The 25,135-nt window shown below is 71.4% G+C and carries 23 protein-coding genes and 1 pseudogene; 12 read left to right on the top strand and 12 right to left on the bottom strand.

The features are described from left to right. Positions 1-75: 75 nt before the first annotated feature. Together AC07DO_RS31280 and AC07DO_RS31275 are read left to right on the top strand one after the other, a co-directional pair. Entirely contained in the window at positions 76-822 is a 747-nt protein-coding gene (locus AC07DO_RS31280) for an alpha/beta fold hydrolase (RefSeq protein WP_479064884.1), read from the top strand. Further along, positions 819-1,304 carry a hypothetical protein gene (locus AC07DO_RS31275; protein WP_479064299.1) on the top strand — a complete coding sequence of 162 codons (486 nt, stop codon included), beginning with the start codon at positions 819-821 and terminating at the stop codon, positions 1,302-1,304. Before AC07DO_RS31280 ends, AC07DO_RS31275 begins: the two co-directional genes overlap by 4 nt. 66 nt (positions 1,305-1,370) lie before the next feature. Here AC07DO_RS31275 and AC07DO_RS31270 read toward each other — a convergent pair whose 3' ends face one another. Further along, entirely contained in the window at positions 1,371-2,255 is an 885-nt protein-coding gene (locus AC07DO_RS31270) for an endonuclease/exonuclease/phosphatase family protein (RefSeq protein WP_479064297.1), read from the bottom strand. A 49-nt stretch (positions 2,256-2,304) separates the two neighbouring features. On the opposite strand from AC07DO_RS31270, the gene AC07DO_RS31265 reads away from it, so the two are divergent. Then, positions 2,305-2,847 carry a DapH/DapD/GlmU-related protein gene (locus AC07DO_RS31265; protein ID WP_479064295.1) on the top strand — a complete coding sequence of 181 codons (543 nt, stop codon included), beginning with the start codon at positions 2,305-2,307 and terminating at the stop codon, positions 2,845-2,847. Positions 2,848-2,989: 142 nt separating this feature from the next. Further along, positions 2,990-4,585 (top strand): helix-turn-helix domain-containing protein, encoded by a 1,596-nt coding sequence (locus AC07DO_RS31260; RefSeq protein WP_479064293.1) that lies wholly within the window; start codon positions 2,990-2,992, stop codon positions 4,583-4,585. A gap of 12 nt (positions 4,586-4,597) precedes the next feature. On the opposite strand, the pseudogene AC07DO_RS31255 reads toward AC07DO_RS31260, so the two are convergent. Further along, positions 4,598-4,733: pseudogene (locus AC07DO_RS31255) on the bottom strand (dehydrogenase); the annotation flags it as partial. Positions 4,734-4,854: 121 nt separating this feature from the next. On the opposite strand from AC07DO_RS31255, the gene AC07DO_RS31250 reads away from it, so the two are divergent. Next, positions 4,855-5,772, top strand: a complete 918-nt coding sequence (locus tag AC07DO_RS31250; RefSeq protein WP_479064291.1) for an aminoglycoside phosphotransferase family protein — start codon at positions 4,855-4,857, stop codon at positions 5,770-5,772. Here AC07DO_RS31250 and AC07DO_RS31245 read toward each other — a convergent pair. The 3 genes from AC07DO_RS31245 to AC07DO_RS31235 form a co-directional block, all read right to left on the bottom strand. Then, positions 5,750-6,502 (bottom strand): MerR family transcriptional regulator, encoded by a 753-nt coding sequence (locus AC07DO_RS31245; RefSeq protein WP_479064289.1) that lies wholly within the window; start codon positions 6,500-6,502, stop codon positions 5,750-5,752. The two genes, AC07DO_RS31250 and AC07DO_RS31245, sit on opposite strands and share 23 nt — an antisense overlap. 91 nt (positions 6,503-6,593) lie before the next feature. After that, complete coding sequence (locus AC07DO_RS31240; RefSeq protein ID WP_479064287.1) at positions 6,594-7,505, bottom strand: alpha/beta fold hydrolase; 912 nt, start codon at positions 7,503-7,505, stop codon at positions 6,594-6,596. A gap of 93 nt (positions 7,506-7,598) precedes the next feature. Next, entirely contained in the window at positions 7,599-7,973 is a 375-nt protein-coding gene (locus AC07DO_RS31235; protein WP_479064285.1) for a VOC family protein, read from the bottom strand. Between the two features lie 169 nt (positions 7,974-8,142). On the opposite strand from AC07DO_RS31235, the gene AC07DO_RS31230 reads away from it, so the two are divergent. The 3 genes from AC07DO_RS31230 to AC07DO_RS31220 all read left to right on the top strand — a co-directional run bounded on the left by AC07DO_RS31230 (position 8,143) and on the right by AC07DO_RS31220 (position 10,779). After that, the gene (locus AC07DO_RS31230; protein WP_479064882.1) at positions 8,143-8,775 is read left to right on the top strand and encodes an RNA polymerase sigma factor; all 633 of its coding nucleotides are present in this window, start codon (positions 8,143-8,145) and stop codon (positions 8,773-8,775) included. Beyond that, a complete protein-coding gene (locus tag AC07DO_RS31225; protein WP_479064283.1) occupies positions 8,772-9,881 on the top strand; it encodes a CU044_5270 family protein in 1,110 nt (369 codons plus the stop codon). The genes AC07DO_RS31230 and AC07DO_RS31225 overlap by 4 nt, the downstream gene beginning before the upstream one ends. A 538-nt stretch (positions 9,882-10,419) precedes the next feature. After that, positions 10,420-10,779 (top strand): hypothetical protein, encoded by a 360-nt coding sequence (locus AC07DO_RS31220; protein WP_479064281.1) that lies wholly within the window; start codon positions 10,420-10,422, stop codon positions 10,777-10,779. On the opposite strand, the gene AC07DO_RS31215 is transcribed toward AC07DO_RS31220, so the two are convergent. Together AC07DO_RS31215 and AC07DO_RS31210 are read right to left on the bottom strand one after the other, a co-directional pair. After that, positions 10,776-11,372: a GNAT family N-acetyltransferase gene (locus AC07DO_RS31215; protein ID WP_479064279.1), complete on the bottom strand. Its 597-nt coding sequence runs from the start codon at positions 11,370-11,372 to the stop codon at positions 10,776-10,778. The genes AC07DO_RS31220 and AC07DO_RS31215 overlap by 4 nt on opposite strands. 35 nt (positions 11,373-11,407) lie before the next feature. Beyond that, the gene (locus AC07DO_RS31210) at positions 11,408-11,857 is read right to left on the bottom strand and encodes a MarR family winged helix-turn-helix transcriptional regulator (protein WP_479064880.1); all 450 of its coding nucleotides are present in this window, start codon (positions 11,855-11,857) and stop codon (positions 11,408-11,410) included. 179 nt (positions 11,858-12,036) lie between these two features. Between AC07DO_RS31210 and eno the strand changes: the two genes are divergently transcribed. After that, positions 12,037-13,344 (top strand): phosphopyruvate hydratase, encoded by a 1,308-nt coding sequence (gene eno / locus AC07DO_RS31205; RefSeq protein ID WP_479064277.1) that lies wholly within the window; start codon positions 12,037-12,039, stop codon positions 13,342-13,344. Between the two features lie 134 nt (positions 13,345-13,478). Here eno and AC07DO_RS31200 read toward each other — a convergent pair whose 3' ends face one another. After that, positions 13,479-15,182 carry a class I adenylate-forming enzyme family protein gene (locus AC07DO_RS31200; protein ID WP_479064275.1) on the bottom strand — a complete coding sequence of 568 codons (1,704 nt, stop codon included), beginning with the start codon at positions 15,180-15,182 and terminating at the stop codon, positions 13,479-13,481. Between the two features lie 309 nt (positions 15,183-15,491). On the opposite strand from AC07DO_RS31200, the gene AC07DO_RS31195 reads away from it, so the two are divergent. The 3 genes from AC07DO_RS31195 (at position 15,492) to AC07DO_RS31185 (ending at position 18,017) form a co-directional block, all read left to right on the top strand. Further along, positions 15,492-17,066: an amidase family protein gene (locus AC07DO_RS31195; RefSeq protein WP_479064273.1), complete on the top strand. Its 1,575-nt coding sequence runs from the start codon at positions 15,492-15,494 to the stop codon at positions 17,064-17,066. A gap of 128 nt (positions 17,067-17,194) precedes the next feature. Continuing rightward, positions 17,195-17,752, top strand: a complete 558-nt coding sequence (locus AC07DO_RS31190) for a DUF2975 domain-containing protein (protein ID WP_479064271.1) — start codon at positions 17,195-17,197, stop codon at positions 17,750-17,752. 25 nt (positions 17,753-17,777) lie between these two features. Continuing rightward, entirely contained in the window at positions 17,778-18,017 is a 240-nt protein-coding gene (locus AC07DO_RS31185) for a helix-turn-helix domain-containing protein (protein WP_479064269.1), read from the top strand. On the opposite strand, the gene AC07DO_RS31180 is transcribed toward AC07DO_RS31185, so the two are convergent. The 4 genes from AC07DO_RS31180 to fxsT all read right to left on the bottom strand — a co-directional run bounded on the left by AC07DO_RS31180 (position 17,966) and on the right by fxsT (position 25,114). Next, positions 17,966-19,120 (bottom strand): hypothetical protein, encoded by a 1,155-nt coding sequence (locus AC07DO_RS31180; RefSeq protein WP_479064267.1) that lies wholly within the window; start codon positions 19,118-19,120, stop codon positions 17,966-17,968. The two genes, AC07DO_RS31185 and AC07DO_RS31180, sit on opposite strands and share 52 nt — an antisense overlap. Before the next feature lie 160 nt (positions 19,121-19,280). Beyond that, positions 19,281-20,321 (bottom strand): hypothetical protein, encoded by a 1,041-nt coding sequence (locus AC07DO_RS31175; RefSeq protein ID WP_479064265.1) that lies wholly within the window; start codon positions 20,319-20,321, stop codon positions 19,281-19,283. After that, positions 20,318-21,145: a CpaE/TadZ family protein gene (locus tag AC07DO_RS31170; RefSeq protein WP_479064263.1), complete on the bottom strand. Its 828-nt coding sequence runs from the start codon at positions 21,143-21,145 to the stop codon at positions 20,318-20,320. Before AC07DO_RS31170 ends, AC07DO_RS31175 begins: the two co-directional genes overlap by 4 nt. A 45-nt stretch (positions 21,146-21,190) precedes the next feature. After that, entirely contained in the window at positions 21,191-25,114 is a 3,924-nt protein-coding gene (gene fxsT / locus AC07DO_RS31165) for an FxSxx-COOH system tetratricopeptide repeat protein (RefSeq protein WP_479064261.1), read from the bottom strand. Positions 25,115-25,135 lie beyond the last annotated feature (21 nt).

Here is a 25,135-nt window from a genome sequence, read left to right as displayed (position 1 = left end):
TCGGGCGTGTCACGCATTTTCGGCGTGTCATACCTTTTGGGCGGTACGAGAAGCGATCGTGGGCATGTGGATCACATGACTGACCTCGGCTTCCACGCCCGCGGGTACGGGCCTCCGCCGCGCGAGGGCCGCCCGGCCTTCGTGCTCGTGCACGGACTCGGGCTCTCGGGCCGCTACTTCGTGCCGCTCGCGCGTCGGCTGGCCGCGAGCGGCGCCTCCGTTGTCGTACCCGACCTGCCGGGCAACGGGCGCTCACGGTCCGTCGTACGCCGTGCGCCCGATGTCGGACAACTCGCGGATGCCCTGGCGCACGGCCTGGACCGCGGGGATTCGCCGGCCCCCGCGGTCGTGGTGGCCAACTCGGTCGGCTCCCAGGTGGTCGCGGCCCTGGCCGCCCGCCACCCCCATCTGGTGAGCCACCTCGTACTGGTCGGCCCCGCGCTCGACCCGGGCGCCTCCGGTCTGCGGCAGTTCGGACGGCTCGTCGCCGACGCTCCCAGGGAGCCCCTCGGCCTGATCGCGCTGGCCGGGTTCGACTACCTGGTCACCGGCCCCCTGCGCTGCGCGGCCTCCTTCCGCCACGCGCTGCGGGACGCGGCCGCGGCATTCGAGGTGAACCTGTCCCGAGTCCGCGCGCCCACCCTCGTCGTACGGGGAGCGGGTGACACCATCGCCTCCTCCGCGTGGACGCGGCGCGTGGCGGACCTCGTCGCCGACGGGTACGCGCAGGACCTTCCGGGCGCCGCCCACGCGGCCCACTTCGGCGCGCCGGACGCCCTCGCCGCGCTGATCGAGAAGTTCACGGCGGGAGAGCACGGATGAAGTCCCACCCCTCGCCCTGGCTGCGTCTGCTGCCCGGCATCTCACCGAAGCGCAGGGGCTTCATCCTTGCCTGGTGGGGATTCGCCCTGACCTTCGGCGGGATGCGTCTGCTCACCTGGCTCATCCACATCGACGTGGCCGGGATCGGCGACATGCAGGCCGGCGGGGTGCACATCCACCACTACGTGTGGGGAATCCTGCTCCTGGCGGGCGTGGGTGCGGCGGGCCTGGCCGAACGCTCCGCCCGGGCACGCGCCTGGATAGGGCTGGCCTACGGGGTGGGCCTCGCCCTCGTCGTCGACGAAGCGGCGCTGCTGATCAGCCTGGAGGACGTGTACTGGGACACGCAGGGCGGGATCAGCATCGCCCTCGCCATCGCCGTGATCGCCGTCGCCGGCAGCGTGCTCGCGGTCACGAGGGGGCGCCGGGCGTCCAAGAACGATGTGGACGAGGACGGGAAGGACGACGAGGACGACGGCTGACCCTCGTCGCCGTGACCGCCGCCGTCGCCGTCCCCGTCCCTGTCTGTCCCTGACCCCGGGAACGGCCTACTTCGGTTCCACGTCGGTGTGCAGCATGTGGTGGTCCGAGTACGGCGTGGGCTGTACGCGGTGCTCGCGCGCGGCGAAGCCACGGAGGAAGACGTAGTCGAACTTGCTGTGCCAGTCGGTCGTCGGTTCGCAGGGTCCCGTGGGCTCGGGGTGGCACTCGGAGTCCGTGTCCTCGGCCAGCTCCCATATGCGGCTGAGTTCGGGGGCGTCCGGCACCGCGTTGAAGTCGCCGAGAACGATCGCGCGGTCGTGCCGGGCGATGGCCTTGGCCAGTACGCCGACCTGGGCCGCCCGGAACGTTTCCTGCTGCCGCTGGGCGAGGTGCGTGTTGAAGACCCGCACGGACCGGCCGCCGACGGTGGTGGTGACGGCCATGTACCCACGGTCCTCGGATCCGCCGTCCGGATACTCCGCGGTGACCGGGTCCGTCATGGGTGCGGCCGAGAGGATCGCCTGGCCGAAACCTCCCGGGTTCCACGGCACTCCCCCGCACCGGCCCCAGTCCTGGAGGACCGTCCCGTACCGGACGTGGTACTCCAGCCCGTAGAAGCTGCGCAGGTAGTTCCGGATCCTCTCGACGTCCCGTACGCACGCTTCCTGCAGACCGATGACCTGGGGCGCGTACGTGGCGATGTCCGCCGCCCGGTCGATGTTGCTCACGTCGCAGGGGTTGCAGATGTTCCACGTCATGACCCGGTTCGGCACGACATCGCCGACGGCGTCGACGGGCAGCGACCTGACGAAGAGGGCTCCACTCGGGGCGCTGGGGCCGACGAGCAGCATGAAGGCCGCGAACAGGGTGCCCGCCAGCAGCCGCGTGCCCTTACGGAACACCCTCGCCTCCCCCGTGCGACGACTCCCCGCAGTCACTGCGGTGTGCATGCACGAGATTATGTGACGGCCTCGGAACACCAGAAGAAGGGACCCTGACATGTCCGGCGACCGGCTCATGCGCATCCACAGCCCCGAGTTCAAGGCCATGTCCGAGCGGGTCCTGCGGGTCACCGGGCTCACGTCCCGCCTCAACGTCCTGCCCTTCGAGGACGACGACGGCAAAGCAGCCCTGTTCGAACAGATCCTGGGCAGGCCACTGTCCCCGAGAACCACGATCTACCCGCCCTTCTACACGGACCACGGCCTCAACCTGGATCTGGCGGACCGCGTGTTCATCAACCAGAACTGCACGCTCCTGGATTACGCCGGTATCCGGATCGGCGAGCGCGTGATGATCGCCCCCAAGGTCACGTTCATCACCGTCGGCCACCCGGTCGACCCCGAGGAGCGGCGAGGCTGGCTCACCGGAGGGCCCATCGACGTGGCGGAGAACGTGTGGATCGGCGCCGGTGCCACGATCCTTCCCGGCGTCAGCATCGGCCGCGACGCCGTGATCGCCGCGGGCGCGGTCGTGGCCGACGACGTGCCGCCGGCCAGCCTGGTGACCGGAAGCAAGGCGACCGTGAACCGCCAGTGGTGAGGCCGGTTCAGGCCGGTTCAGGCCGGCTTCGGGGCCTGGTCGGAGCCGTGTGCAGGACCACGTTCGGAACCGTGTTCGGACCGCAGAGCGTCTGGGTCCCGGAACACGTTGCGGGGCGGGGCTGGTGGGGGTGCCGGGGCAGATGGGGACGAGGACTGGGGCGGGGGCCGGGGTGGACGCGGGCTCGCTCGCGGAGTTGCTTCGCGAGCTCAAGGAACGGTCCGGCCTCAGCTACGGGGTGCTGGCCCGGCGGCTGCACCTGAGCACGTCGGCGGTGCACCGGTACTGCAACGGAGACGCGGTGCCCCCCGAGTTCGTCACGGTGGAACGGTTCGCGCGGCTCTGCGAGGCGTCGCCGCGAGAGCTGGTGGAGGCGCACCGGCTGTGGGTGGTCGCGGACGCGGAGCGGGGACCGAGGGCGTCGCGGTCCGACGCTTCCGGCGGTCCGGATGCGCTGGAGGCCGGGGCTGTGCCGGGGACCCGGGCCGCACCGGAGGCCGGGTTTGTGCCGGGGGCCGGGGCGGCGCCGGGAGCCGGGCCCATGCCAGGAGCCGGGTCCGCACCGGAGGCCGGATCTGTGCCGGGAGCCGGGTCCGCACCGGGGACCGGATCTGCGCCGGGGACCGGGTCCGTGCCGGGAGCCGGGTCCGCACCGGAGGCCGGATCTGTGCCGGGAGCCGGGGCGGCGCCGGGAGCCGGGGCCGCGCCCGAGGTCGGGTCTGCGTTGGAGGCGGGGAGCGCGACCGTCTCCTCCCCGTCGGTCCCGCACCCGCGGCGGCGCATCCTCGTCCTCGCCACCGTCGCCGCCGCGATCGTCGGCATCGGCTCCGTCACCCTCGCCCCGCACAACAGCGGTGACGGCGAAGGGCGGACGCAGCAGCACATCGCCGGACCCACCGCCCCGCCGACCCGGGGCACCCCCAGCCCCTCGTCCTCCGACCGGTCCGGCAGGAGCGCCGACACCGACCGCCCCGACGCCGACGCATCGTCCCGTGCGGAAGCCAAGGGGAAGGCCCGACACGGCAGTCGGGACGGTTCGTCCGCGCCCCCGCGCAAGCACGGGGATCGCGGCCGGTCGACGCCCGGCACTCCCCAGGGCGGCGGCGGGCAGGAAACCGACTCCGGCCGCGGGCGGAGCAAGACTCCCGGCCCGCCGCTGACGACGCGCGTCAGGCCGTTCCTCTACGAAGGCTGTACACACAACCTCCTGGTCAACAAGGCGCCGGGCGCGATGCCGGAACCACCCGCGGAGCAGGACGTGCCCGCCTGGGTGGGGGAACTCGGTGCGGTTTCTGCCCGTCACCAGTACATCGAGGTCACCGTGCAGGGCACCGGCAAGGACCGTGTCGTCCTGGAGGCCATGGACGTCCGCGTGCAGAGCAGCAACGCGCCGGCGGCCTGGAACAACTTCGAGATACGGACTCGCTGCGACGACCAGATCTACGCCAAGTCCTTCACCGTCGACCTAGACGAGACGGCGCCGCGCGCCACGCCCGTGACAGGACAGCGCGGCTTCCCCTACGACGTCAGCGAGAGCGACCCGCAGGTCTTCCTCGTCACGGCAGGCACCGCACTCCACGACGTGAAGTGGTCCATGGACCTGAAGTGGTCCAGCGGCAAGCGGCACGGCGTGCTGCGCCTCGACGACCAGGGCAAGCCGTTCCGCACCAGCGGCTACGAGGGGCGTCCCACCTACACCTGGCTGGGCACCGACGGGTGGGGAACGGAGCCGTTCTGACGAGCGTTCACGTCACCACGGCACCTCCCCCCTCGTCGTCGAAGAAGCCCGTCGTGCCGCCGCGGACGCCGCGGAATCCGTTGAGGTCGGTCGCGCAGAAGCCGGGGCAGGCCGCGTTGATCAGGATGTTCGTGTCGCTCAGCTCCCGGTCGGTCGGCGGTACACGGCCGGTCCTGCGACGGGAAAATGGATCGACAGATGTGCCCGTGCGACGCTGGGATGACTCCGACCGCCCGCCGCGACGAGTGGGCCCAGCGCAGGAGTTGTCCTTGACGACCGGAAGAACCGCGGGCCCCCGGCCGACGATCGATGCCGCACTGGCCGGACGGCTGGTCGGCACGCAGTTCCCGCAGTGGTCCGCACTGCCCCTCGAACTGCTCGAACCGGCGGGCTCCGACCATGTGATCTACCGTCTCGGGGACGACCTGGCCGTTCGGCTGCCCCGCCACGAGGATGCCGTCGGGCAGGCCGCGAAGGAGTCCGTGTGGCTCCCCCGGCTCGCACCGCACCTGCCCTTGGCGATCCCGGTGCCGGTCGCGGTGGGCGAGCCCGACTTCGGCTACCCGTGGCCGTGGGCCGTGTCCCGCTGGCTGGACGGTGAGGTCGCGACCACGGAGTCACTGTCCGACTCGCCCCGGGCCGCCGTCCAACTGGCGGAATTCCTCACCGCCCTGCAGACGTTCGTAGCCGAGGACTTCCCGGTGGTGGGGGCCGCCGGCGTCGCGGGTGCCGACGACGACCTCGCCGGTGAGCCGCTGGCCCAACGGGACCGCACGACGCGGGCCGCCATCGCCGATCTGGACGGCGTGTTCGACGCCGCGGCCATGACCGAGCTGTGGGACGCGGCCCTCGACGCACCCGCATGGGACCGCCCACCGGTCTGGTTCCACGGCGACTTCCACACCGGCAACCTGCTGACCGTCGACGGCCGCCTCAGCGCGGTCATCGACTTCGGCGGCCTCGGCATCGGCGACCCGGCCTGCGACCTGACCATCGCCTTCACCCTGATGTCCGCCGGGAGCCGGGCCGCCTTCCGCACCGCCCTCGGCGTCGACGACGCCACGTGGACCAGGGGCCGCGGCTGGGCGCTGGCCACCGGCCTCAACGCCTACACCACGTACGCGGCCGTCGACCCCAGGGTCGCCGCGCAGACCTCCCGCCAGATCACCGAGGCGCTGACCAGCTGAGCGACTCCCGGCGCTGCTCGGCGCGGTGGACGAGAGCGTCGACGATGCGCCGCCACGCCGGTGACGCCTCGCGGATACGGGAGGACACCAGCTTCAGGTACTTGGCGGGGTCGCCGTCGTCCTCCTGTTCGTGTTCGATCTCCCGGGCGTCCAGGTCGTCGATGAGCGTGTCCAGGCGTGGATCGTCCGGTTCCCAGTCGACGGCCCGGTCGCAGGCGAGCAGCAGGCGCGTGGTCCCGGGGTCGTCGAGGGCCGCGTGCTTCTCCCGTATCCGCCGCGGCACGAGCTGCGGGTCCAGCGCCTGCATGAGGATCCACGCGTCGCGTTCGAGCCGGATCCGCCGTTCGCCGATCCCCAGATCACGCATCCGGTCCAGCACGGCGACCACCTCGGGAAGCAGTACGAGCCGCTCGCCGTGCGCGAGTTCGGCGATCCGGCGCCGGTTCTCGTTGAGTTGGTCGATCTTGCGCCGCAGTGCGGTGTCGATGTCGTCGATGGCCTCGGCGAATGCGGCCGGCTGGGCGTGCAGCAGCGCGTCGATGCGGGCCAGCGGTACGCCGGCGTCGGCGAGTGTCCTGATCCGGATGAGGTCGACGGCCGCCTGGGCGCTGTAGCGGCGGTAGCCGGAGGCGTCGCGGCGCGGCTCCGGCAATAGGCCGACGTGGTGGTAGTGGCGAACGGTGCGCACGGTCACGCCGGCCGTCGCGGCGAGTTGGCCGATCGTGAGCACCGTTCTCTCCCCGGGTCGTGGTCGCATCGAGTCTAACCAGAGGTGATCTTGGTCGATCCCGGTCAGGCGTCGACCCGGGCGTCGATCCCGGTCAGGTGTCGATCCGGGCGATGACGTCGCTGATCGCCTGGACCACGGCATCGGGGCGGTCGAAGCAGAGCCGGTGGTGGGCGGTGTCGTGGAGGACGCGTTGCTCCCCGCGCGAGACCGTGCCCACCAGGGCCGCGTCCATTCTGGTCTTGCCCTCGTTCATCTCCTGCCACGTACGCTCCGAAGCCAACGCCTTCTGGGCCGGGTCGGCGCCCACCACGGTGAGGGCGATCACCGGGACGTCGGGAAGGCCCGGCCCGGCCCGCAGTTCGGTGGCGAGATCGGCGAGGCCGGTGCGTTCGGCGATGCCCGACTCGGTCCACTCCTCGCTCTCCTTGGCTTCGCTCAACGCCTGCCGTACGTGCTCCGGACAGTCCGCGAGCAACTCGGCCCTCATGGCGCGCAAGGCCGGACGCATCTGGTCGATCTGCTCACGGCCGGGGCCCATCCGCTCGATCGCCGCGAGCGTCGCCGTGGCGGGCATGAAGTCGTCCCAGTCGCGGTCGAGTGCGTCCAGCCGGACGAGGCCCGCCACGTCCTGCGGGTACAGCTGAGCGAACCGGTGGGCGTACAGGCCGCCGAGGGAGTGCGGCACGAGCACGTACGGTCCGGGGATGTCCAGGGCCCTCAGCAGCTCGTGCAGTTCCGTGGCGACCTCGGCGGCGCTGCGCGGGAGCGGGACGCGGTCGCTGTAGCCCGTGCCGCCGCGGTCGTACGTCACGGTGGTGGTGAACCGCGCGGCCATCTGCTGGACACCGAAGTAGTCCAGGCCCACCGCGCCCGCGCCGGGCAGGAAGACGACGGCGGGGCCGCCGCTGCCGGAGCGGTGCACGAAGACGTCGCGGTCGTCGATCTTCTGGAATCCCCCGACCGGCGGAGTGCGCCGGACGGAGGCGGTGCTGTCATTCGTCATGCGGCAAGCCTCTAACCCTGACGTAGGGTCAGGGTCAACCTAGCCCGCGTTCATGCCCCCGGAATTCATGCTCCGGGGTTCATGCTCCGGGGTTCATGCTCCGGGGAGGAAGAGACAGACCAGGTGGCCGTGCGGGTCGCGGATGATCCGTACGTTCTCGAGCGGCTGATGCTCCGCAAGGGTCGCGCCCAGTGCGCGGGCGCGCTCGGTCTCCGCCTCCAGGTCGTCGACCTGCACGTCCAGATGGGCCTGCATCTGTTGCATACCGGGGCGTTGCGGCCACGTCGGGGGCGTGTGGTCGGGTTCCAGCTGGAAACTGAGGCCGGACCGTTCCGATTCCAGCGGCCGCAGGCGGACCCATTCCGGGCTGCGCTCGACCTCCTCCCAGCCCAGCAGGGCCCGGTAGAAGTCGGCCAGGGCAGGCGGATCAGGCGTCCCGAGTACGTAGGCGGAGAGCATCGCAGTCATGCCCCCACACTGCCCCCACGTCTCGCGCCCACACCCTTGGCATACCGTCGTTCCAGGGCGGTGACGAGGCCACGAAGGTGGCGGTCAGCCGGTCGACGTATGGCGCAGGTCACAGGAACTCCGCCGGTGCGGCGGAGAGGGAATGACTGTGAGGGACTCAGAGAACGATCTGCGCGAACGCGTGAGAGCCGGCGAACGTGACGCGTTCGCCGAGCTGTACGACCAGTACGCCCGGCAGGTCTACCAGCATGCGCTGTGGCTCACCGGTGACTGGTCGACCGCGGAGGACATCATGTCGGAGACATTCCTGGCCGCGTGGCGGGGGCGTGAGCGGCTCCACGCGGACGAGGGGTCCCTGCGCCCCTGGCTGCTGGGCATCGCGACCCACAAGGCGGAGAACACGCGGCGCGGCCTGCGCCGCCGCCTTGCGTTCCTGGCCCGGCAGCGGCAGCAGACCGTGGTCGCCGACTTCGCCCCCGAGATCGCCGGGCGCATCGACGACGCGCGCCGGCTGCACGCCGTACAGGCCGCCCTGAACCGGCTGAAGCGCCAGGAGCGGGAAGTGCTGACGCTGTGCGTGTGGTCGGGTCTCGACTATCAGCAGACGGCCGAGGCGCTCGGCGTCCCCGTCGGAACCGTGCGCTCGCGGCTGTCCCGGGCGCGGGCGAAGCTCGCCCGGTTCGCCGACGAAGCGGCCGCGGACGAACGGGCGGAAAGAAACAGGGAACCGCGCATCGCTCGCGGAGAGATGACTGGTGAAGCCGCACTCGCGGCCCTGCCCGTGCGGGAGGAAACGGCATGAACCACAGGGACACCCCCTCGACCGCCTCGAACCCCTCGACCGAGGCCCGGCGTTCGGACGCCGACATCGAGGAGATCGCCCGGCTGCTGCCGCCCCCGGCCCATCGGGACCTCCCGTACGAGCAGCACCTCCACCACAAGGAACGACTGATGCGACGCATCGACCACGACCAGGCCAACCGCAACGACCGCACCGATCGCACCGATCAGGCCCACTCCGGCACCCGCCCCGCCCGCCGCCTCCTGCGTCCCGCCCTCCTCGCGCCCGTCACGGCCCTCGCTCTCGGCGGCATCCTCGCCACGGGCGTCGCGCTCACCACCGGCGATGACGCACCGGTCGCCGCGGCGACCGGCCGGCACGACGCACGGGACATGCGGCCCGCGGCGGCGCTGCTCGACCGGATCTCCGACGCCGCGGGCAAGGGCGACCCACTGCAGGTCAGGGACGACCAGTTCGCGTACACCAGGTCCAAGGTCCGCGAGGCGGACCTGACCAGCGGCAAGGCGGTCGTCAGTCCGCTCAGGGACACGGAGTCCTGGGTGTCGCAGGAGCCTGGCCCGCTGCGCGAGCTCGGACTCACCCGCAGCGAGGGGGAGACCCTGCCCATCAACGCCCAACTGGGCGACACCCACGGCACGCCGGCAGGCCTCAACCGGCCCACGTACCACTGGCTGTCCACCCTGCCCACCGACCCCGAGAAGCTGCTGACCTACCTGTACGCCAAGGTGACGAAGCCCGACCGGGTGGAGCGCGACCAGGCCGTCTTCGACTGCATCGGCGGCCTCCTCGGTGGAGTGACGCCGCCCAAGACGGCCGCCGCCCTCTACCAGGCAGCGGCCAGGATCCCCGGAGTCACGAAGGTGCCCACGGCCAAGGACGTCACCGGTCGGACCGGCGTCGGAATCGCCCGCGACGACACGACGTTCGGCGCGCGTACCGAATGGGTCTTCGACCCGCAGGACCTCACGTTCCTCGGATCGCGGAGCTACCTCTTCAAGGACACCGAGTACGGCAAGGCCGGAACGCTCATGTCGGCCCAGGCCGTGATCGACTCCACGGTGGTCGACAAGGCGGGGCAGGCGCCCGCCACGTCGCAGGAGAGCTGAGGTCCGTACGGGTCGTACGCCTCGTACGGCGTGGACGCCGGCCGCGCGCGGGAGCATGCTGCACAAGAAGAACGCAACGGGGGACAGCATGCAGACACAGCGCCGCTCGACATGGCTGTACAGAAACCTCACCCGCAGCCGGCCGCCTGAACCGAGGCCCGCCGCGAAGGCCACGCCATCGGCATCCACCACCGCGGACCCACCCGAGCCACTCCCACCCCCGCCCCCTCCCCCACCTCGACGGACATCTCTCCGCACCAGGTCCACCACCTGGCTGCACCGCACGCAGACCCGTATGTGCATCCTGCGCCACCAACTCGACGTCACAGACGCCTCGTTGGACCGCACTGGCCGACCACGTACCCGGACGAGCCAGCCGCGGGCGGGAGCGGAGTGCCTCCTCGCCAAAGCCGACGACTACATGCAGCAGGCCGCCGGAAACAGCAGCCTCCTTTGGCGGCTGGGCAGTTGGTGGAACGGGGTGGCGTACGAAGGCACGTTGGCGTGCCTTCACGGGGCCGAGGTCGCAATCATCGCGATGTCGCAACCGGCCAGGGCGTGGCCCCGTATCGACGCGGTACTCGCCCTGGCAGGCCCGCTCTGTCGGCAGGACCCGCGCCTCGCTCTGGTCGAGGAACTGAGGCGCGAGAAGTGGCCGCGTGACGAGCGTGTGCCGTGGGCGGTCGCGGCCCTGCTCGAGGCGGCCTACGCGGTCCAGGAGGAGCGGGCCGTACGCAGCCGCAACTTCCGTAACCGCTTGGTCCGGTCCGGCAGCGTGCTGACGGTACTGCTCGTGGTGGCCGTACTGGTGGCCTGGCGCAACCCGGGGGCGATCCCGGTCTGTACGGACGCCTGCACGGGACCGCAACCCGATCAGTCCCACCAACCCCACCACTAGGCCGCAGGGGCCGGGGCGGCGGCTCGTCGTTTCACCGCCGGCCACTCGGCCCTGAGGACGCTGAAGAACACCACATCGTGGCGGCCGCCGCCGGGGGTGGGGTCGTAGCTGCGCAGGGTGCCCTCTTCGGTGGCTCCGAGTTTGGTCAGGGCGCTGCGGGCCTGCTGGTTCGCCACGTGCGTCTTGAACTCCACACGCTCGGCTCCCAGGCGCTCGAAGGCGTGCTCCATGAGCAGGTGGTCCACCCAGCGGTTCACTCCACGGCCCCGGAACTCGCTGCCCAGCCAGGCTCCGCCGATCTCCAGCCGGCCCTGCGCCTCCGCCATGTTGCAGTAGCTTCTGCCGCCCGCCGCACGGCCACTGCGTCTGTCCGTGACGAGGAAGGCGACGCGTCGCCCCGACGACTGTTCGCGGAGCAGGCCCTCGAAGTATGCGTCGAAGTCCGCGTCGGTTGCGACCCGGTCGACGGTGTGGCGCCAGATCCCCGGGTCCTTCGCGATGGCGTGCAGAGACGCGTGGTCGCCCCGGGTGACGGGGCGCAGGTGGACGTACGCGTTCTCCAGCGTGGCCGCCGCGAGGTCCGACCAGCCCATGTCCATCTCACGCCTCCGTCTGTCGGTTGACGCGCTCAGCGCGAGGCGAGCCGCTCCAGCAGCGCCGCGCTGCGCTCCAGCAACACCCGCTCCTCGTCCGTGAGTTCGTCCTCGATGGCCTGCGCGAGCCAGCCGACCCTGCGGCCGCGCTCCGCCTCGAGCGCGGCCCTGCCCTCGTCCGTCAGCTCGACCAGCGACTTGCGGCCGTCCGTGGGGTGCGCCCTGCGCGTGATCAGGTTCTGTTCCATGAGCAGCCCCACCGCCCGGGCCATCGACTGGGGGCGTACGCGTTGATCGGCGGCGAGGTCGCTGGTGGTCATGGCGCCGTCGCGGTCGAGTGCGCCCAGGACGGCGACCTGGCCCAGCGGAATGCGGTCCTCGTGCTTGACGCGCCGGGTGAGCTTGCCCATCGCGGTACGCAGTTCCGCGGCGATGGCGGCGGCTTCCGGGGTGCGCGCGGTCGGCGATGCGGGCGAGGAGGGCATAGGGCACTTTATCGCGCCGGTCGGCAGCGTCGCGTATCTGACCTGCACGGCCAGACACACTATCCAGCAATGCTGTGCAGCAAAACTGAGCAGCATTGCTGTATGGTTTCGTCCTGTCGGGCTCGGCGCCAGCGTTGTCGCAGCCAGGGCCCGGCACACGACAACGGGGAGGAACTCCCATGTCCAGCAGAGCAACCGGAACCGTCGACACCCTCATCGATGCCGTCACCGCCCGTCGGATCATCGACAGCCGGGGCAATCCCACGGTCGAGGTCGACGTCCTTCTGGCCGACGGGTCCTTGGGACGCGCGGCAGTTCCCTCCGGCGCCTCCACCGGCGCCCGCGAGGCCGTGGAACTGCGCGACGGCGACTCCGCGCGCTGGCACGGCAAGGGCGTCGACCAGGCGGTGGCCCACGTCAACGGGGAAATCGCGGCCTCCGTGCGGGGCCGGGACGCGGCCGACCAGGCGGAGCTCGACGCCGCGCTTGTCGCCCTCGACGGCACCGCGACGAAGTCCCGGCTCGGCGCCAACGCGATCCTCGGCGTCTCCCTCGCCACGGCCAAGGCCGCCGCGGCGGCCCACCGTCTGCCCCTCTACCGCTACCTCGGCGGAGCCGACGCCCACCTCCTGCCGCTGCCGATGATGAACATCGTCAACGGCGGTGCGCACGCCGACAATCCGCTGGATTTCCAGGAGTTCATGATCGCACCGGTGGGCGCGGACACCTTCGCCGAAGCGGTCCGCATGGGCAGCGAGGTCTTCCACACCCTGCGCCGCGACCTGCTGGCGGCCGGCCACTCCACCGGCGTCGGCGACGAGGGTGGCTTCGCGCCCGCGTTGCGCACCGCCGAGGAAGCACTCGACTTCGTGATGGCCGCCATCGAGCGCACAGGCTACCGCCCCGGCACGGACATCGGCCTCATCATGGACCCGGCGTCGTCGGAGTTCTTCCGTGACGGCGTGTACGACTACTCGGGCGAGGGCGTGCGCCGTACGCCTTCCGAGAACGTCGACTACCTGGCCAAACTCATCGACGCCTACCCGGTCGTCTCCATCGAGGACCCGATGGCGGAGGACGATCTGGACGGCTGGCGCGAACTGACCGCACGCGTCGGCGACCGCTGCCAGCTCACCGGCGACGATGTGTTCTGCACCAACGAGACGCTGCTGCGCGAGGGAATCCGCACCGGCGTCGGCAACTCGGTCCTGGTCAAGGTCAATCAGATCGGCACGCTGACCGAGGCGCTTGCCGCGGTGACCACGGCCCAGCGGGCGGGCTGGACCGCCGTCATGTCGCACCGCTCCGGCGAGACGGAGGACACGACCATCGCGGACCTGGCGGTGGCGACCGGCTGCGGCCAGATCAAGACCGGCTCGCTCTCCCGCTCCGACCGCACGGCCAAGTACAACCAACTGATCCGCATCGAGGAGGAGTTGGGCGGCTCGGCGCGATACGCGGGCGGTTCTGTGCTGCGTCGGGCGTGAGGCGAGGGCAACAGGAGGAAGGCAGCGGCAAGAGGGCGCCAGTAGGAGACGGCCGTGCGGGCCACCGGTCAGAAGCGGTGGCCCGCACGGGTCCTGGGGCGCGCGATCGGTCCGCCGCGGTCAGCTGTCCGCGGTCAGCTCGCCAACGCCGCGCGCAGCGCCTTCTTGTCGACCTTGCCGACCTTCGTCGTCGGCAGCCGGTCGAGCAGGACCGTCTTCCGGGGCGTGTACAGGTCGCCCAGCTCGGCGGTCACCGCCGCGCCGACCGCGTCCGGGTCGACGTCGGTGCCCTCCGCCGTGGCGAGGAAGATCTGCACGGCCTCGCCGTACTCGTCGTCCGGCACGCCCAGCGCCGCCGCGTTGCGCACGCCGGGCAGCGTGAGCAGGAAGTCCTCCAGGACCCGCGAGTAGACGTTGTCGCTGGTGCTGCCGGTGACGATGATGTCCTTGGCCCGGTCGACGAGGTACAGGTAGCCCTCCGCGTCGAGGTAGCCCATGTCGCCGGTGCGCAGCCAGCCGTCGTGCAGCGCCTCCGCGGTGCGCTCCGGGTCCTCGTAGTAGCCGAGCATCACCGTCTCGCCCCGCACGCACACCTCGCCGACCTGCCTGACGGGCAGCGCCTCCGCACTGTCCTCGGCGCGTATCTCGATCTCGGTGTCGGTGATGGCGCGACCGCAGCTCCGCCAGAGCTCGGGCCGCCTCGCCCCCTCCGACGCGAGGTCCTCCGCGCCGAACGCGGCGATGCCGAGCGCCTCCGACTGTCCGTAGCCCTGGCTGAGCACGGGCCCGAAGACCTCGACGGCCTGCTGCAGGCGGCTGGGCGACGTCGCCGCGCCACCGACGATGACGCGCCGGAGGTCGGGAAGGGCTCCCGGCTCGCACTCCGGGTGGTCCAGAAGCGCGTACAGCATGGGCGGTACGAACATCGTGGCCGTGATCCGCTCCTCGCGCAGCACCGTGAGCGCGGCGCCCGCTTCGAACTCGGGGAGTACGACGAGGGGTGCCCCCGTCACCAGCGCCTGGAGCGAGGTGAGGTGGCCGCTGCCGTGAGTGAGCAGCGTGGAGACGAGCACGCGGTCCGCGGCCGCGGCCATGGGCGGGAAGAGCGTGGCGCCGGCGCCCTGCGAGGAGCGGTGCGGCGCGTCCGCGTGGGGGTCTCGCGCGGCCTCCGGCCGGGAGTCCTGCGGAGCGTCCGGCCGGGAGTCCTGCGGAGCGTCCTGCTGCGCGTCGTCCACCAGGCCCACCAGTGCGTCGTACAGCCGGTGGCTGTGCGCGGCGAGCTTGGGGCGGCCCAGGGTGCCGCCCGTGTAGAGGACGGTGACGGCTTCGTCCGCCGCCGGGGCGGGTATGCCCTCGGGGCGTACCGGCGGGCACTCGGCCGCCAGGGCCAGGAGGTCCGGGCACGGCTCGGCGCAGGGCCCGAGGCTGAGCAGCGTGGGGGCGTGGACGCTGCGGCCGGCCGCGTCGGCGGCCCGGTCCGCGAAGAGCGGGTCCGTGACGACGGCGCGCGCCCGGGACTGCTCGACCAGCGCGGCGAGCTCGCCGGGCCCCGGCTCGGGCGGCAGGAACACGACGCGGCAGCCGATGAGATGCACGGCGAGCTGCACCAGTACGGAGTCCACGCGATTGGCCAGGAACAGGCCCACTCCGTCGCCGGGCTCCAGCCCCTGCCCGCGCAGCGCCTGCCCCAGACCGAACAGCCGCTGCCGAGCCTCTCTCCTGGTCAGCCGCTGCTCGCCCTGGACGAGCGCTTCGGCGCTGTCGTCCGTGTGCCAGTGCTCCAGGACGCGGTCCACGTACGTCCGCGGCTCGGTTGTTTGCTGTGCGTTAACGATCATGGACATATGCAAACATGCGGCCCGGGGGCCGGGACCGCGCAGGGGGCGGGTTCGGCCGGAAACAAGCGGAGTACTATGCCCCGCTTTGCGGTGATCACCGCCCCTCGACTCGCCGCGAGTGCCGTACGGGATGGCCCGCAGGGCACGGAACACTGCCCCTCCGGACCTTGCCCTGAAGATCATCCAGGTCGTGTGCGAGCGCGATCCACCGTCCCCGGTCCACCCACGGGCCCCGGGAAGCGGCGGTTCATGTCACGGACACCTCGCGCCTCTTGCGTCGAGTGGTGCGCATGTAGTGCGCTGATCCTCATGGGGAAGAGAAGCATTGCCGCAATGACCGCCGTCCTTGTCGCGGGGTCCCTTCTGACAGGCGTATCGGGTACGACCGCAGGCGCCAGCACCGGTGCGGAGGCACGGCCGACCGGCTCGGACCGGGTGCCCGGGGTCGACCTCGACACCGTGACGATCCCGGAGTTACAGGCCCGCATGGCGCGCGGTTCGCTGACCTCGTCGGCGCTGACCTGGGCGTACCTGGGGCGGATCGAGAAGATCGATCCCAGGATCCACTCCGTGCTGCGCACCAGCCCGACGGCGCTGCGCGAGGCGGCCGCGAGCGACGAGCGGCACCGGCACGGCAAGACCCTCGGGCCTCTGGACGGCATCCCCGTCCTGCTCAAGGACAACGTGAACACCCGCGACATGCCGACCACGGCGGGGTCGCTCGCGCTCGCCGGGAGCCCGCCCGGCACCGACGCCGCCCTCGTGACCCGGCTCCGCGAGGCGGGGGCCGTGATCCTCGGCAAGACGAACCTGTCCGAATGGGCCAACTTCCGTGCGGCTAAGCCGACATCGGGCTGGTCGGCCGTGGGCGGCCAGACCAACAACCCTTACGTCCTCGACCGCAATCCGTGCGGTTCGTCGTCCGGCTCGGCCGCCGCGCTGGCCGCGTCGCTGGCCCAGGTGGCGATCGGCACCGAGACGGACGGCTCCATCGTGTGCCCGGCCGGCATGAACGGCGTCGTCGGCCACAAGCCCAGCCTCGGCGTGGTCAGCCAGTCGGGCGTGGTCCCGATCTCCGCCGAGCAGGACACCGCGGGGCCCATGGCGCGCAACGTGACCGACACCGCGCTCACGCTGTCCGTACTGAGCGAGACCAAGGGCGCGTACGGTGACACCGCCCGCGGCAGCCTGCGCGGCAAGCGGATCGGCCTGTGGCGCCTGCCCTCGCTCGGCGCCGACGCCGACGCGCTGATGACGCGTACGGCGAAGAAGCTGCGCAAGGCCGGAGCGGTGGTCGTCGAGGTGACGCCCCCGTACCAGGCGCGGCTCGCCGAGCTCGAATTCCCGGCGCTGCTCAGCGAGTTCCACCGGGACATCGACGCGTACCTCGCCACGCGCGAGGGCCCGCGAGATCTCGCGGAGCTGATCGAGTTCAACCGCACCCATCCTCAGGAGCAGAGCTGCTTCGCGGGCCAGGAACTGTTCGAGCAGGCTCTCGCCGCGCCGCCCACGACCGACCCCAAGTACCGTGCGGTGCGAGCCGAGTTGAAGGACCTCTCGCAGCGCTCCCTGGACGAGACCATCGCCACGCACCACCTCGACGCCATCGCCGCACCCACGAACCCGCCCGCCTGGACGACGGACTGCGCACGCGGCGACAACGACGTCATCCCCTCCTCCACCCCCGCGGCCGTTGCCGGATACCCCTCCCTCTCGGTTCCCGCCGGATCCGTGGGCGAGCTTCCGGTCGGCCTGCTCCTGATGTCCGGCAACCACCAGGACGCGAAACTGCTGTCACTGGGGGCGTCGGTCGAGGACCGACTCAAGGCCTGGCGGGCGCCGCGGTTCCTGCCGACGGCCGGACCGGCGGGCGCGGGTCGGTGAACAACTCCGCGTACTGACGCCGCCGCAGCGACTTGTCGTTTATCGATATGCTCCTCTAACCTGAGGCATATCGATAAACGATAGGAAGGCTTGCAGTGGACACGCGACTTACGAGGACCCTGGCGTCAGTGACCTTCGCGCTGGCGGTGCTCTGCGGGCTCGCCTTCGCCGGTACGGCGGTCACGCACATGCTCGACGACGGAGCGGTCTGCGTGGAGACGGGCTTCTGGGCCAACGCCTCACTCGCGTCGGACCAACCCCTCCCGGTCAGCGAGGGCGTGGACGCCTCCAGCAGCGCCGCCCGCCTCTGCCAGGACGGCCCGTCCTTCGCACAGCGCGCCGCCGACCTCGGGGGCGAACTGCCCTGGCTCCTGTTCGGCGCCCTGACGCTGCTGCTCTTCTCGCGGCTGCTCAAGACCGCCCTCGAGCAGGGGCCGTTCACCGACGCCGCGGCCCGGCGGCTCTCCGCCCTCGGCTGGTTCGTCACCGTGGGCACGCCCGCCGCCGGACTCGTCGTCGGCTGGTCGCAGTCCTGGCTCGTCGGGAGCATGGCACCGGTCGCCGGTTCGGAACCGAGCATCGTCGGGCCGCAGGCGCTCATCCTCGCCGGTCTCGCCGCGGTGATCATGGGAAAGATCATGCGCGAGGGCGTCCGTATGCGGGAGGATCTCGAAGGGACCGTCTGAGGCCCGAAACCGAAGAGAACATCTGATGCCCGAAGAGGAACTGCACGCGATCCGGATCCACCTCGACCGGCTCCTGGCCGAGCGCGGCATGACCCTCACCGAACTGTCGGAGAAGGTGGGGATCACCGTCGTCAACCTGTCCGTTCTCAAGAACGGGCGGGCCAAGGCCATCCGGTTCTCGACCCTGTCACGGATCTGCGAGGTCCTCCGCTGTCAGCCGGGGGACTTGATCACCCACGATGCCGGCGAGGGGCAACGGGGCTGATCGGTCGGAACGGACTCGTCCGACAGGGGCGGCTGACGTCGACTCCACAACTCGTTCGTCACGAAGTGCAGGACGTTGACCGTGACGACGGCCGGCGCGACGATCGCCACCGTGCGCGGGAACGCCGGCTGCAGGGACAGCGCGAGAACGACCGCCGTCACACCGTTCTGCTGGCCGAGCGCCAGGGACACCCTGTCGTAGCGGTCCAGGTTGCGCGTGATCACCCAGCCGACGACCATCTGGGCGACGAAGGCGGCCGCCCCCAGGGCGATCCCGGGCCCCGGCTCCACGCCATCGACCAGGAGCAGCCCCAGCGCCACGAGCGCCAGGTAGTACGCGGTGGTCAGCACCCGGCCGATCACCGGCACCAGCAGGGGCGGCCGGTAGAACAGGCCGACGACCGCCACACCGAGCATCAGGCCGTACGCGGTGGCCGCCGCGAGGACACCGGCCAGCACCAGCAGACAGACGGCCGCGCGCAGCACATCGCGCCACCCCCTCCCCACCCCCGCCCGCCGCGGCCGCAGCACGCACCAGGACAGGGCGGCCACAAGGACCAGGGCCACGTTCCCCAGCATGGTCAAGGCGTACGCGTCCGGCGTGACGGGCAGCGCGGAGGAGTCCGCCCCGCCGTCCAGCGCGCTCAGCGCCACCGGTGCCAGGTAGGCCGTGAGCAGCACGGTGACCGGGTCGTCGAAGGACGACCAGACGGACAGCACGGTATTGCCGCGCTCCGACATACGGCTGCGCGAGCGCAGGGCCGCCACCGAGAGCGGGTCGATCTGGGCGACCGCGACCGCCAGGATCAGGTACGCCGGTTCCCTGACCGCGAGCCACAGGACCGGCACGATCAGCGCGGCCTTGGCGAGCACACCGACGGTGACCGCGAGAACCAGCGTGCGCAGATCGCCGCGCGCCTCGGCGAGGTCGATGCCGGAGGTCGAGCCGTACAGTCCGACGGCGAGCAGCAGCGACACGATCACCGGGTAGGCCGCGGAGTCGGTGAGGAGGCCGGTCCCCGTGACGGCGGAGAGCACCCAGCCGGCGCCGAGGACGGCGAGCATGATCCACAGGTGGTACGCCGCTCTCAGCGTCCTCGCCATGACCCGCTCCCGTCCGGCCGACTGCCCACGGCGACGAGCATCCCAGCAGTGGAGCGGCGCCGGGACCGAATGCCCGCGGTTCGTACGTGCGATGTACCCGTGTGAGCGAACGGCCACCCCGACTTGACGTCACGCGACTCGGCCATCGCCGACGCGGGGTTCAGCGTCGTCCGCCCGCCTCTTCGCCCGCCGCCGACGCCACCAGGTGCATCAGGTCGTTCATCCGGCGGTCGGCGCGGGCCACTTGGCTCTGGTCGAGGGTGACGCCGAGCAGGAAGTGGTCGTCGGGACGGTCGACGTAGAAGAGTGCGCCCTCCTCGACGTCGAGAACGACCCGCGAGAGACGGCCGGGCATCACCGCGCGCAGGGACTGGTTGAGGCGTGCCACGACGTAGTGGAGGCGCTCGCCGAGTTCGGTGTAGCGGGTGCGCCGTTCGTCGCGGGTGAGGCTGCCGCCGAAGAAGCGGGACAGCTCCGGGTCGTTGAAGACGTCGGCGCTGAGGCGGCCGGTGCCCGGTGCGACGTATCCGGCGTAGTGCAGGGCCTGGGGCGAGACCGACTCGACGCAGTGCTCGAGCAACTCGGGTTCCGTCGTTCCCCAGTCCCCCTCCACGACCCGGTGGGGCTCCTTCGACACCGCGGGGGACGTCCGCGCGATCACCGGCAGCGACGTCTCCGACGCGAAGCCGCCCGGATTCATCAGGGGCAGGCCGATCTCCTGGCGGAACGCCCCCACGAGTTCGGCCATGGCCCGGTCGCCCGCGTCCACCGTGTCGGCGCCCAGCGAGACGCCGGTCAGACAGTCGTCCGCGCGGAAGTAGTAGTGGAAGACGGCACCGTCACCGACCTGGAGCACGCTGCGGATGAGCTTGCCGCTGTCGACGGAGCGCAGTACGTGGTCCATCCGGCCGAGGACGTAGTGGAGTTGTCGGCCGAGCCGTACGAACCGTTCGCGCCTGACGTCCTGTTCCTTGCCGCCCGGCCCGCCGAACCCGCCGCCCTGCGCCTCGGGAAGCCGGTCCAGGATGTCCACCGAGTAGCCGAAGACGCCCCAGCGGTACTGGGCGACATGATGGAGCCCGGTCTCGCTGAGCGCGTCGGCGCACAACTCCACGAACACGTCGCTGTCGTCGGTCACATGTGACGCGCGGCGCACCTCCGGCGGCGCGCCGGTACCGTTCACGGTCCTGTCATCGCTCATCTCGCCCCCATGGCACCGTCGTTGAGAACGTCCGGCCACCGTGCCAGCATCTGCTCCCACAGCGCCCGGACCAGCGGACTGCCGGTGCCCGGCAGCCGCCCCAGGGCGATCGTGGCCGCGCCACCCCGGTCGTACGGCAGTCGCATCAGTGCGGGAGAGGCCTCCGTGGCCTCGGCCGCCCCCGGTCGCGCGCCGTTCGGGTCGTTGCACACCCGGCCGAGGACCTTCTCGTGCAGCCCGCGCTCCGTCAGCCACGTCATGAGCTCGGCGCTCTCCATGTCGCTCGTCGGTCCCGACTGGCCGATCAGGACGATGTGCTGGACCTGTCGGCACACCTCGAGTGTGACCGGGGTGCGGACGACACCGCAGTCGACGATCAGACAACCTTGGAGATCCATCAGCCGTTCGACCGCGGCACCGACGGTCTCCTGGAGTGTCCCGTTGGTCGGCAGGTGTTCGCCCGGCTTGTCGCCGGGGCCCAAGGGGAACACGGCCATGTCCTGGCGGCGCGGGTCTCCGGTGTGCACGTGCCGCAGGTAGCCGTGCACGGAGCGGTTGGCCAGCTCGATGGGGTCCTCGGCGAACCCGATGAGGCCGTCGACGCCGGCCTCGGAGTGGGCGTTCCAGTACCGGGTCAGCTCGGTGAGACCGCCGCCGTCGGTGTCGGCGTCCATCAGGACCACCGTCTGCCCGACGCGGCCCACGGCGTCGTCGACGATCAGGCCGGCCGCGGCCGTCAGCAGCGTCGCGCCGCACCCGCGGGCCGTGGAGAGCACCGCCACGGCGTGCGGGACGCCGATCGACCCCGTCCACGGATACGCCATCAGGTCCTCCTCGTTCCGTGCTGTCCACTCAAGTCTTCGGTACGTCTAGATCTTCGGTACGTCCAGTTCGATGCTGATCCGGTTGTCCGGACTCGCGTGGTCCCCCGCGTCCGGCCGCAGCCCCAGATGCGCGGCCACGGTCAGCGTGAGGGGGTGGTCGGGGCCGAACTTCTCGAGGAGGCCCCGGTGCGTCGCCTCGTCGAGTTCCCGCGCCGCCCGTGAGTCGCCCGCGAAGACGAGCATGTTGGCATGGCACAGGGCCGCGGTCAGGATCAGCGGATGGTGCGGGTCCACATAGAGGATCTCCCTGAGGCCGCGCAGGCCCCGCTCGCTGAGTTCGGCGGCGGTCTCGTCCTCCGCGTCGCGCAGCACCAGGGCGAGGTTGACCTCGCAGATCCGGGTGAAGAGGTGGTCCTCGCCCCACTCGCGGAACGCCGCGAGGTTCTCCTCGGCCAGCGCCCGCGCCCCGTGGGGCCCGTCGATCCGGCCCAGGAACCGCAGGTCGGCCGCGAGTGCCACACCCGAGACCAGGGCCTCGGGGTGCCGGGGGCCGCCGTACACGACGAAGGCGTCCCGCGCCCGTGCGTTGAGCATGCGGGCCGAGTCCGCCTTCGCCTTCCGGGTCTGCGAGGACAGCGCCGGGGAGAGCGTCGCGATGTGCCGCAGGGTCGAGGCGAGCGAGCAGGCCGCGAGGAGCGTCGTCATATGGGCCCAGCCGAGCTCCTCGTTCGTCTGGGTGAGGCGGTAGATCTCCTGGAGCCGGGTCAGTGAGTCCTCGTACCGGCCTATCTCGCGCAGCCTGCTGGCCACGTGCACGGAGCTGCGCAGGGTCAGCTCGTGCTGCTCGCCGAGGACCCGCACCCGGTGCTCGTGCACCTCCTGGTGCTGCTCCAAGGAGTCGTTCGGCAGGCCGACCATGTCCAGCGAGAGCCCGAGGTTGCTGCCGGCCATCAGGGTGAAGTGATTCTCCGGGCCGTACTTGGAGCACAGGATGTCCCGGGTCGACTGGTCCTCGGCGAGGGCGTCCTGGGGGCGGCCCAGGGCCCGCAGCTCGCCGCCCCGCCCGAGGGCGCTGCGCAACGCGAACTCGCCGTCCAGATCCTGCAGCCTGCGCAGTTCCTCCAGCGCCGCGCCGTTGATCCGGTTCGCCTCCGGGTACCGGCCGGCATCGGTGTGGATGTTGGCCAGTTCCACGCGCAGCCGCAGCAGGAGAAGCAGTCGCTCGTCGTCGGCCACCGCCCCGGCGGTCCACGTCCGCTCAAGGCGCTGGGCCAGGGTGAACGCGGCCTCCAGGCACTGGGTGCGGCGCCGGTAGCGCACCTGGTTGACCAGCCAGCGGCGGACCTCGGGGCTGTCGTCCAGGGCCGCGCCCGAGGACTCGACGTGGAGGTCCAGCTCCGCGTAGCGCGGGAGCATGTCCTGGTCGTCGACCCGGTCGTCCGGGGGCGCGTAGGCGGCGAGGACGCGGCGGACCCCGGCGGCGACCTCCGCCGCCTCCGTCGGCTCCAGCTCCCCGAGCTGCGCCGCGAGGATCATCCGGGACGCCGTGAGCCGCTTGCCGTCCTGGCCGCGGCGCGCCTGGGACCTGCTGAGCAGGCCGCGGGCCGCGAAACCGAGCTGGTGCCGGCCCTCCGCGCCCTCGGGCAGCCCGAGGAACTCCAGGGAGGCCGGCGACTCCAGCAGGTCCCAGCCCGCGCCCTCCGGCGACAGTGCCGTCAGCATCCGCAGCAGGTCCAGGGAGGCGGGGCGCTCCTTGCCCAGGTCCTCGACGACGCTCTGCCACACCGCGGAGGAGAATTCCAGGCCGACGGCCTGCCGGTTGCCGACCCCTTGCACGAACTCGGCGACCGCCGCCTCGGGCGGGCGTGCCGTGCTCTGCAGGTACGCGGCCATCTGGTCGAGGAGCTGCGGCAGTGTCTCGCCCAGTCCCACCAGCTGCTCGGCGAGTTCGGGGGTCAGCTGTGGTGCCTTGCGCCGCAGGTACCGTACGGCCTCCTCGGCGGACGGCGGCTCGATGCAGATGGGGTGGGCCAGCGTGCCCCAGTCCGGGTTCTCGGACGTGATGAGCACGTGCACCTCGTTGCTGTTGAAGAGCAGACTCTCGATCTCGTCGGGGTGGCGTGCGTCCTCGTAGACGAGGAGGAGCCTCTCGGGTCCGCCGCGCCGGCCCTCCAGGAGCTCACGCAGCGCGTCCACGGCCCGGGGCGACGAGCGCCGGGAGGCGCCCAACTGCGCGCTGAGCAGCACCAGTTCACGCACGACGTTCTCGGAGCTGTCGGCGGGCATCCACCACACGATGTCGTAGTCGGCGCGGAACCGGTTCAGGTACTCCAGCGCGTAGGTCCGCTTGCCCACTCCGGGCGGGCCGTGCAGCACGACCGGTTTCCGCGCCGCCTGGCCCGGGGGCAACGCGTTCCGCACTTCTTGCAGGCAGTCCTCCCGTCCCAGGAACTCGCCCTGGCGGAGCGGCGGGACGTGGGAGATCTGGGGGTGCCTGCCGGGGAAGCGCGGCCCGTGCCCGGACCGGTCCGCCCACGGGACGCCGCGGCGGTCGCCGGGGATGAAGTGCGCCAGGAGGGCGTTGCGCGCCGGCCCCTCCTCCAGCGTGTGCAGCCTGGGGCCCGGCCGGTCCCGGAACGGGGGGTGCACCTCGACGTCCTCGAGCCAGGCCACATCGACCTTGCGGCGGCCGATGAGCCCGTCCGGATTCAGGTACGCCATGAGACCGGTGAGGCGGGACGAGCCGACCATGACGGACGACATCAGGACGAGGTAGGTGACCGTCGTGTCGCCCCGGGTGGCCCGCTCGCCGGATCCGCGGTCGAACTCGCACATCACCCCGTTCGCGAAGAGCTCGGCCCGGATCCAGTCCGCCCACCGGCGCTCCTGCGGCTCGAACACGAGCCGTACGACCCGGGAGGCCGCCGGGACCTCGGCGAACAACTCGGCGTGCTTCTCGCGGACTTCGGCCGCGACGGGGGCGAAGCGCAGGTCGGCGTCGCCGCTGATCTCCCGGCCGAGACGTTCGTAGGCCTGCTTCTGCAGGGAGGGTTCGTAGTTCTGCAGCGCGAAGGGGAGGAGGACTTCCTCGTACGCGACGTGCGGCAGGTGGGCCACCTCGACCTCGCGCCAGTACTGCTCCTCGCCGGTGAGCAGGATCGGGCTCGCCGCGCCCGTGAACTGGTCCCTGGCGCGGGACCGGCGGCGCTCGGCCTGCTCCGGATGGGAGCGGTCCACGCGCATCGGGACCGGCAGGACCCTGATCCGGCCGGCGGACTGCTCGCGCACCTGCCGGGCGACGGCGGCGGAGCCCTCGATGGACTGGTTGCTGAAGTTGAAGCCGACGACGACCACGTCGGGCAGGAGCAGCGTGCACAGGCTGGCGTTGTCCGAGTGGCCGGTGCGGCTGTCGATGAGCACGTAGTCGTAGTCGTCGGAGCGCAGGCTCTCCCTGAGTGCCTCGGCGAAGAGCCGTCCGCTCTGCTCCTGGTAGAACCGGGCCCAGTCGAAGGTCGCGACGCGCCGGCCGTACAGGCCGTCCTGGCAGCCGGGTCCGAGGAAGTCGATCCTGCCGGTGGGGCGCGCGAAGCGGTAGGAGAGCGAGTCGGTGTGCATGCCCACCTGTGTGTGCCGCTCGAGCAGCTCCGCCAGTCTGACCTCCCTCTCGACGTCGGGGAGGTTCTCGGCCGCCAGTGCCTCGACGGCGCGGCCGTAGTCCTGGACCATCTCCACCACGCCGGTGGATTCGGTCAGTTCGGGGTTCCGCAGGAAGGGGCGCAGATAGCGGTGCAGTCCGGGTGACTCCAGGTCCCAGTCGATGACGAGGACGCGACGGCCCGCGTCGGCGAGCAGCCAGGCGACGTTGGCCAGCGCCATCGTCCGCCCGACTCCGCCTTTGTACGAGTAGAAGGTGACGACGGTCGCCTGGTTTCCACCACGTACGGAACCGGACGGCTCTGCACTGCTCATCGATGTCGCTCCAGCGTGGGT

This window comes from Streptomyces sp. NPDC045678, from assembly GCF_056432085.1.
Note: the sequence above shows the minus strand (reverse complement) of the source record. Positions and strands in the feature narration are given on the sequence as shown.

What these genes read in the sequence shown, in the direction of transcription:
- AC07DO_RS31275 (WP_479064299.1), top strand. Translation starts at nt 819, where the DNA reads ATGAAGTCCCACCCCTCGCCCTGGCTGCGTCTGCTGCCCGGCATCTCA.
- AC07DO_RS31185 (WP_479064269.1), top strand. Translation starts at nt 17,778, where the DNA reads ATGCCCGAAGAGGAACTGCACGCGATCCGGATCCACCTCGACCGGCTC.
- eno (WP_479064277.1), top strand. Translation starts at nt 12,037, where the DNA reads ATGTCCAGCAGAGCAACCGGAACCGTCGACACCCTCATCGATGCCGTC.
- AC07DO_RS31225 (WP_479064283.1), top strand. Translation starts at nt 8,772, where the DNA reads ATGAACCACAGGGACACCCCCTCGACCGCCTCGAACCCCTCGACCGAG.
- AC07DO_RS31240 (WP_479064287.1), bottom strand. Translation starts at nt 7,505, where the DNA reads ATGACGAATGACAGCACCGCCTCCGTCCGGCGCACTCCGCCGGTCGGG.
- AC07DO_RS31170 (WP_479064263.1), bottom strand. Translation starts at nt 21,145, where the DNA reads ATGGCGTATCCGTGGACGGGGTCGATCGGCGTCCCGCACGCCGTGGCG.
- AC07DO_RS31265 (WP_479064295.1), top strand. Translation starts at nt 2,305, where the DNA reads ATGTCCGGCGACCGGCTCATGCGCATCCACAGCCCCGAGTTCAAGGCC.
- fxsT (WP_479064261.1), bottom strand. Translation starts at nt 25,114, where the DNA reads ATGAGCAGTGCAGAGCCGTCCGGTTCCGTACGTGGTGGAAACCAGGCG.
- AC07DO_RS31220 (WP_479064281.1), top strand. Translation starts at nt 10,420, where the DNA reads ATGTCGCAACCGGCCAGGGCGTGGCCCCGTATCGACGCGGTACTCGCC.
- AC07DO_RS31210 (WP_479064880.1), bottom strand. Translation starts at nt 11,857, where the DNA reads ATGCCCTCCTCGCCCGCATCGCCGACCGCGCGCACCCCGGAAGCCGCC.
- AC07DO_RS31175 (WP_479064265.1), bottom strand. Translation starts at nt 20,321, where the DNA reads ATGAGCGATGACAGGACCGTGAACGGTACCGGCGCGCCGCCGGAGGTG.
- AC07DO_RS31270 (WP_479064297.1), bottom strand. Translation starts at nt 2,255, where the DNA reads ATGCACACCGCAGTGACTGCGGGGAGTCGTCGCACGGGGGAGGCGAGG.
- AC07DO_RS31200 (WP_479064275.1), bottom strand. Translation starts at nt 15,182, where the DNA reads ATGATCGTTAACGCACAGCAAACAACCGAGCCGCGGACGTACGTGGAC.
- AC07DO_RS31215 (WP_479064279.1), bottom strand. Translation starts at nt 11,372, where the DNA reads ATGGGCTGGTCGGACCTCGCGGCGGCCACGCTGGAGAACGCGTACGTC.
- AC07DO_RS31180 (WP_479064267.1), bottom strand. Translation starts at nt 19,120, where the DNA reads ATGGCGAGGACGCTGAGAGCGGCGTACCACCTGTGGATCATGCTCGCC.
- AC07DO_RS31235 (WP_479064285.1), bottom strand. Translation starts at nt 7,973, where the DNA reads ATGACTGCGATGCTCTCCGCCTACGTACTCGGGACGCCTGATCCGCCT.
- AC07DO_RS31195 (WP_479064273.1), top strand. Translation starts at nt 15,492, where the DNA reads ATGGGGAAGAGAAGCATTGCCGCAATGACCGCCGTCCTTGTCGCGGGG.
- AC07DO_RS31260 (WP_479064293.1), top strand. Translation starts at nt 2,990, where the DNA reads ATGGGGACGAGGACTGGGGCGGGGGCCGGGGTGGACGCGGGCTCGCTC.
- AC07DO_RS31280 (WP_479064884.1), top strand. Translation starts at nt 76, where the DNA reads ATGACTGACCTCGGCTTCCACGCCCGCGGGTACGGGCCTCCGCCGCGC.